Below are 2,201 nucleotides of genomic sequence, written 5' to 3' on the forward strand. Positions count from 1 at the left end.
CTGATCGATCTGTTCGCTTTCCCGCATTTCCTCCAGCTTGTCGCCGGAAACCAGATCCTCACGTTTTCCATCACGCAGCATGTTGAGCGCATGGTTGCGGATGATGGCGTAAATCCACCCACGTGCCGAACCGCGCCCGGGTTCAAATTGATGGGCTCTCGTCCAGATGCGGATAAAACCTTCCTGTACGGCTTCTTCAGCGAGATCACGCCGCCGCAGGATGCGTTGTGCAACAGCCACCAGACGGCCAGCTTCGCAATCATAGATGTGCCGTAACCCTTTGCGGTCGCCATCGGCGCAGGCTGCAAGCGCAGCATTCAAGTCGTCGGTCTGATCCTGCATGACCTGCAAACGGTTCTCCCCCCGCAAATTCGTCTCAAAATTGTATCTCACAGATAGGGCGCCTGTGCCAGACATCGGCTTGTCCTGTTTTTAACGCGAGTGCTGATGTTTCTCTGTGTGGGCTACCCCTGAAACTGACAAATGGATGCAACGTGGATTTTTTTTATTTGCCTGCATCCAAACGGCATCCCCCACGTGTCTACCCATTGAGAGGCGCTTCACATGGGTTGAAGCGGGGTTCTCTGAAACATGACATAAGGGAGAAATGCCATGCACATGATCCGTTCCGTACTGATTGCTTCTACTGCCGTTCTTGCTGCTGCATCCGTACAGGCAGCACCCGTCCTCGGTCTGACAGGAGACAAGACGCTTGTAATGTTCGACACCGACAAGCCGGAAGTGTCCAAATCGATGGATGTGACTGGCGTCGACAAGCTGGTCGGCATCGATTTCCGTCCTGGCAACAAATCAGTGGTGGGTGTGACTCCGGAAGGCACAATTGTAACCATTGATCTGACCAGTGGTGCGGCAACCGAAGTGGCCAAGATGGACAAACCGCTGGCCATGACCGATGCGCCTGTGGTGGTTGACTTCAATCCGATGGCAGACCGCCTGCGTTTCATGACTGGCACGACCAACCATCGTGTCCACCCGGATACGGGTGCGGTGACGGTGGACGGCACCTTGGCCTTTGAAGAAGGGGACATGCATAAGGGTGAAACACCCAACATCGTGGCAGCCGCCTACACCAATTCCTGGGGCAAGCCTGAGAAGACCGCCATGTATAATATCGACGCCACCATTGGCGCGCTGATCCAGCAGACCAAACCCAATGACGGCACGTTGAAGGCAATTGGCAAGCTGGGTATCGAAGCCACACCAGCAACTTATGCCTTTGACATTCAAGGCAGTGAAGACGGCAAGAACACTGCCTATCTCGTCGCCAACAAGACACTCTACACGGTAAACATTGAGACGGGTGCCGCAACTGAGGTTGGTGCTGTTACGGGAACCGACAATGACGTGCGCGATATCGCCATCCTGCCTGCCATGTGACGCGTAAAAGGCAAGATGTCCGTTACAGGACATGAATCAGAAAATGAAAAGCCGCCCGTAAGTGATTCTACGGGCGGCTTTTTATCTGTCTAATGTCTGGTTTCTATCAGAAGAAACCGCGGCGCTGCCACCAGCCGCCCTTGCGCGGCTTTGGATCATCGCCATCACCCTCGGTCGAGGCTGTCGAAGTGACAACAGGCTCGGAGGAGGAGACATTGTCGCCACGGTTGGCGCGTGTCGGCTTTGCGTCCTGCGATGTCTCAGCCAGATCTGCAGAGGCTTCACCAACCTCTTCGAGGGCAACATCTGCGACCGTTTCTTCAACAACCACAGGCTCGACGGTTTCAACCTTCACCTTGGCAGGTTTTTCAGCCTTAGGAGCCTCAGTGTCTTCAGCCGGGGTTTCTTCCTGTGCCTTGGCCTTGCGGGTGCGGCGTGGCTTCTTGGCCTTCGGTGCTTCGGCAACCACGTCGTCGCTACCACCTTCAACCACGCTGGCGGCGGTTTCGACGACAACGACTTCGGTTTCGGCAGCTACGACTTCGACCGCCTGGGCATCATCTGCGCCAGCCTCATCATTGCCTTCGCCATCAGCCTCACCAGATACCTCGAGACCGTTCTCTTCATCCGAGCGATTGCGGCGACCACCGCGCTTGCCACGACGGCGGCGCTTGCGACGGCCTTCTTCATCGGATGAACCGTTTTCGGCAGATGCTTCGTCCGCGGTTGCCTCGGCGTCACCACCAACGGTTTCTACGCCTTCATCAGCCTCACCTTCGGCATCGTCGCCTTCATCATCGCCC

2 protein-coding genes and 1 pseudogene are annotated in these 2,201 nt (G+C 56.2%); 1 reads left to right on the forward strand and 2 read right to left on the reverse strand.

Going from position 1 to position 2,201, the window contains the following annotated elements; translation table 11 throughout:
• Positions 1 to 342: sigma-70 family RNA polymerase sigma factor (locus RT613_RS23820; protein WP_313618834.1), on the reverse strand; the 342-nt coding region annotated here is incomplete at its 3' end.
• A 270-nt stretch (positions 343 to 612) separates the two neighbouring features.
• Between RT613_RS23820 and RT613_RS23825 the strand changes: the two genes are divergently transcribed.
• Positions 613 to 1,398, forward strand: a complete 786-nt coding sequence (locus RT613_RS23825; protein WP_313618835.1) for a DUF4394 domain-containing protein — start codon at positions 613 to 615, stop codon at positions 1,396 to 1,398.
• 106 nt (positions 1,399 to 1,504) lie between these two features.
• Here the strand turns inward: RT613_RS23825 and RT613_RS23830 are convergent.
• A pseudogene (locus tag RT613_RS23830) lies at positions 1,505 to 2,201 on the reverse strand (ribonuclease E/G); the annotation flags it as partial.

It is taken from the genome of Agrobacterium sp. (genome assembly GCF_032092815.1).
Lineage (GTDB): Bacteria > Pseudomonadota > Alphaproteobacteria > Rhizobiales > Rhizobiaceae > Agrobacterium.